We start from the raw sequence: 3,982 nt of genomic DNA, 5'->3' as shown, positions 1-3,982 counted from the left end.
TCATTTTAGGTAGACTCCGTTTTAATAATCCTCAAACCCAGTGTACTGATTTAATTTTCTAGGGGATAGAGGGAAATTTCCTTACCGGATATTGGTCTTCCTTTTCAAGCTCAAATTTTCAGGTTCAGGCTAATTTTAACCCTTGGCAGAAATCCCCTATTCCTGTAGGATGAAACAGTTATCATCGGACTTACGCCTATTTGTGTTGAGGTTAATCCTTCATCAGTCAGCGTGACCGTTTTTATTCTTAAGCTTAAACATGAATCATCAAGAACGCAAACTTCATCCGGGTTGGTGGATTTCAGTTTTATATTTTGCCCAAGGATTTCCCCATACCATTGTTAATACAATGTCAGTGGTATTTTTAAAAGGGTTAGGGGCTAGTAATGAGTTAATTGGATTAACGAGTTTTTTATCCTTACCTTGGGTTATGAAAGGATTATGGGGGCCGATTGTTGATATTTATTCAACGAAACGCAACTGGATTTTAAGAATGGAATTATTATGTACGATTCTATTTTTAATTTTAGCATTCGGTGTACTTTTCCCGCAAGCTATTCCTATTTCTATTGCTATTTTTGCTATTATTGCGTTTATCAGTGCGACCCATGATATAGCCATTGATGGGTTTTATTTAACAGTTTTAAATTTGGACGAACAAGCGTTTTATGTGGGTGTTAGAAATACAGCTTATCGCATGGCGGTTTTAGCGGGAGGAGGGGGTTTAGTTTTTTTAGCGGGAGATATTGCTCAAAAATATAGTTCGGGGAAAAGTGCCACCGGAGAAATATTATATAATCCGATTCAGTTAAATTTATTGGGGTCTAGTTTTTCTCTGCATCCGTTACAATTAGGATGGACAATTGCTTTTGCTCTGGCGAGTGTCATCTTTTTATTCATCTACGCATTTCAAAGATTTTATTTACCGCATACTCCCAAAACGGTATTTTCAGAAACCACAACTCTTTCAAGTTCTGCTAGTTTTATTAACTCGTTCAAAACCTATTTTACACAATATAAAGTAGGTTGGGTGATTGCATTTATTTTATTATTTCGTTTAGGAGATGCGTTAACCTTTAAAATGGCAACTCCTTTTTTAATGGATACACCCGAAAAAGGAGGATTAGGAATTACAACGGCTGAAATCGGAATTTTATCAGGAACTGTTGGGGTAATTTTTTTATTAGTAGGAGGGTTATTTGGAGGATTTTTAATTGCTAAACAAGGGTTAAAAACTTGGATTTGGCCGATGGCAATTCTGCAAAATTTTACTAATGTTTTTTATTGGTTATTAGCAAAAACTCAACCGGATATTTTTTGGGCTTATGTGGTTAATTCCATTGAACAGTTTACCTATGGGTTAGGAATGGCAGCTTATACGGTTTTTTTAATGCAAACGGTTCATCCTGAATATAAAGCCTCCCATTATGCGATTACAACCGCTTTTATGGCGATGGGTGTATTAATTCCAGGGGTATTTAGTGGGTATATTCAAGCAAGTTTAGGCTACCAAAACTACTTTTTACTCAGTGCTTTATCGGTAATTCCGGGTTTATTAACCATTTTCTTTATTCCCATTGACGGTAAAAATAAATTAACATCTATTCCCCGGCCTGGAATGGATGAGGAAAACCTCTAACTTATTAAATGACTGTTAAGGTTTGGTGTAATCAACCAACGGTCACAAGGGAAGGGCGAGAAGACCTCGCCCCTACGATGCGCGGTTATTTGTACAAATATAGAGCTTACGCACCGCCTATAGATTACCTATGATTAACCAATAGTTAATGCTAAATCAGTGGGTGCTGTGATGACAATTCCCGTTTGAACAACGCTGGGTTGAGTATTTTTAACAACACCTAAAATTCCTGAATTAGCAACTTGAATCACGGTATCATTGCCTGATGTGGTAAAACTTAAATCGGTCAGAGCAATTGTACCAACAATGTGAATTTTATCGCCATCAGCAACTGTAAAATCAGTGATGATATCCGCTAAATTCACATCAAAAACCGTTGCTGCTTCATTGACTCCCAAAATGAAAATATCTGCGCCTCCTCCTCCGGTTAAAATATCCGTTCCTAAATCGCCGAGTATAAAATCATTGCCATCATTGCCATTTAAATTATCATTATCTTGTCCACCTCGAATAAAATCTGAACCTACGCCGCCAAAAATCGTATCATTTCCTCGATTTCCATTGATCATATCATCTCCTTGTCCTCCGGTTAAACTATCATTATCTTTGCCTCCTAAAATATAGTCATTTCCAGCATTTCCATTCAGAGAATCATTGCCTTGATTACCATTAATGACATCATTTCCCGTAGAACCTGTCACCAAATCATTACCTCCTCCGGTTAATAATCCACGAGGATTTTGTTGGGTAATTTCAGGAGTCATGGTCAGGACATTATCAATATCCAGATTCCGAGGATAAGCATAACTTAACGGTAAACTGGCTCGATTAATACTATTAATAAAGCCATTAAGAATATTGGCATCACTAATCACTCCAGAAACGCGACTGGGAATAATTCCTTCAACAACTTCTGCATCCCAAATTCTATCTCCTTGTCGAATTTGATTAACTGTTTCAAATCCTTGAGTCACGTTCCCAAAAACAGCATATTTTCCATCTAAATTAGCAGAATTATCCACTAAATTAATATAGAATTGTGATGAGGCGGTATCGGGTGCATTCGACCGAGCCATGGCGAGAGAACCTGCCACATTACTTAAGACCGGAGGAACGGTAATTCCTGCTTGTTGAAAGGTTTGGCTATAAAGCGGTTCTGTTGCACCTTGGGGTTTAATTTCTAAAGGAATAGTTCGGACTTGACCAGTAGTTGGATCAACAAAACCTCCGGTTCCTAAAAGACTCGGATCAATGTTAGGATTTTTACTTTGAGGATCACCGCCTTGAACGACAAAAGGCTGGGGTTCTAAAACAACACGATGAAATGTGGTGTCATCATAAACATCTCGTTCAACTAAATCGACAAAATTTCCAGCCGTTATCGGTGCATTGGCACCATCGACTTGAAGGGTAATGGGTAAACCTTCAACCACCATAATAACGGTAGCGGAACTGTTTAATTGAGGTTGATCAGTCATAATCAAATGATGCGTTAAATTCTCTAAATGGCTTGGTAAATTAGGGAAAATTAGGTGTATTTTCCCTTGACATTTTACAAGAAAAATGCTACTTTAAGTTAAAGATTGCAAAATTTAAGACCTCAAAACGTAAATTTAAGTTCCTGACATGACCAAGAATGGGTAAACTAATGTAAAGAGTTGTGATGATTGATAGTTATGATCTCCCGTCGTTTCGTTCTCGGTTTTCTTTTATCGCTGGGTTTAGCCATTTTTTGTTTAAGCTTTACTTCACCGGTTTGGGCGTTAGGAGGGAAACTTCCTGAATTAAATCAACCCGCGCCTAATTTTACTTTACCCACCAATAGTGGAGGGGGAAAAATATCTTTATCGAATTATCAAGGAAAATGGGTTGTACTATATTTTTACCCGAAAGATTTTACCTCTGGTTGTACCTTAGAAGCGCGTCGTTTCCAACAAGATTTACCGAAATATTTAGCGAAAAATACACAAATTTTAGGGGTGAGTGCTGATGATATTCAATCTCATGAGAAGTTTTGTGACTCGGAGGGCTTAAAATTTCCCTTGTTAGCGGATATTGATGGAAAAGTCAGTAAAGCTTATGGATCTTGGCTGAATTTTATCTCAATGCGCCATAGTTTTATTATTGATCCTGATGGTATTTTAAGAGAAGTTTTTCTAGGGGTTAATCCAGCTATTCATAGTGCAGAGGTTTTAGCTCGTCTGGATGAATTGCAGTCGAGGATTGAGTAATTATTAAACTCAATAAAAAAAGGAGGGTCATTTTTTGATCCTCCTTATACTGAAAGATGATAATTTTTTTAAACCGGGTTTAATCCTAACATTGCCCGTAAGGTAAAAAAGG

Annotated in this window: 3 protein-coding genes; 2 read left to right on the top strand and 1 reads right to left on the bottom strand. The window is 37.3% G+C overall.

The window, feature by feature from the left end:
- Nucleotides 1-259 precede the first annotated feature (259 nt).
- A complete protein-coding gene (locus tag ACKPEB_RS12630; RefSeq protein ID WP_408965284.1) occupies nt 260-1,639 on the top strand; it encodes an MFS transporter in 1,380 nt (459 codons plus the stop codon).
- Between the two features lie 134 nt (nt 1,640-1,773).
- On the opposite strand, the gene ACKPEB_RS12625 is transcribed toward ACKPEB_RS12630, so the two are convergent.
- The gene (locus tag ACKPEB_RS12625; RefSeq protein WP_408965283.1) at nt 1,774-3,117 is read right to left on the bottom strand and encodes a peptidylprolyl isomerase; all 1,344 of its coding nucleotides are present in this window, start codon (nt 3,115-3,117) and stop codon (nt 1,774-1,776) included.
- 198 nt (nt 3,118-3,315) lie between these two features.
- On the opposite strand from ACKPEB_RS12625, the gene ACKPEB_RS12620 reads away from it, so the two are divergent.
- Nucleotides 3,316-3,870, top strand: coding sequence for a peroxiredoxin (locus ACKPEB_RS12620; RefSeq protein WP_408965282.1), 555 nt, complete (start codon nt 3,316-3,318; stop codon nt 3,868-3,870).
- The last annotated feature ends 112 nt before the right edge of the window (nt 3,871-3,982 follow it).

Origin of the sequence: Planktothrix sp., assembly GCF_046067725.1 — a bacterium.
In the GTDB taxonomy this organism is placed as follows: domain Bacteria; phylum Cyanobacteriota; class Cyanobacteriia; order Cyanobacteriales; family Microcoleaceae; genus Planktothrix.
The sequence above is the reverse complement of the archived record's forward strand: the minus strand, read 5'-3'. Positions and strand labels throughout refer to the sequence as shown.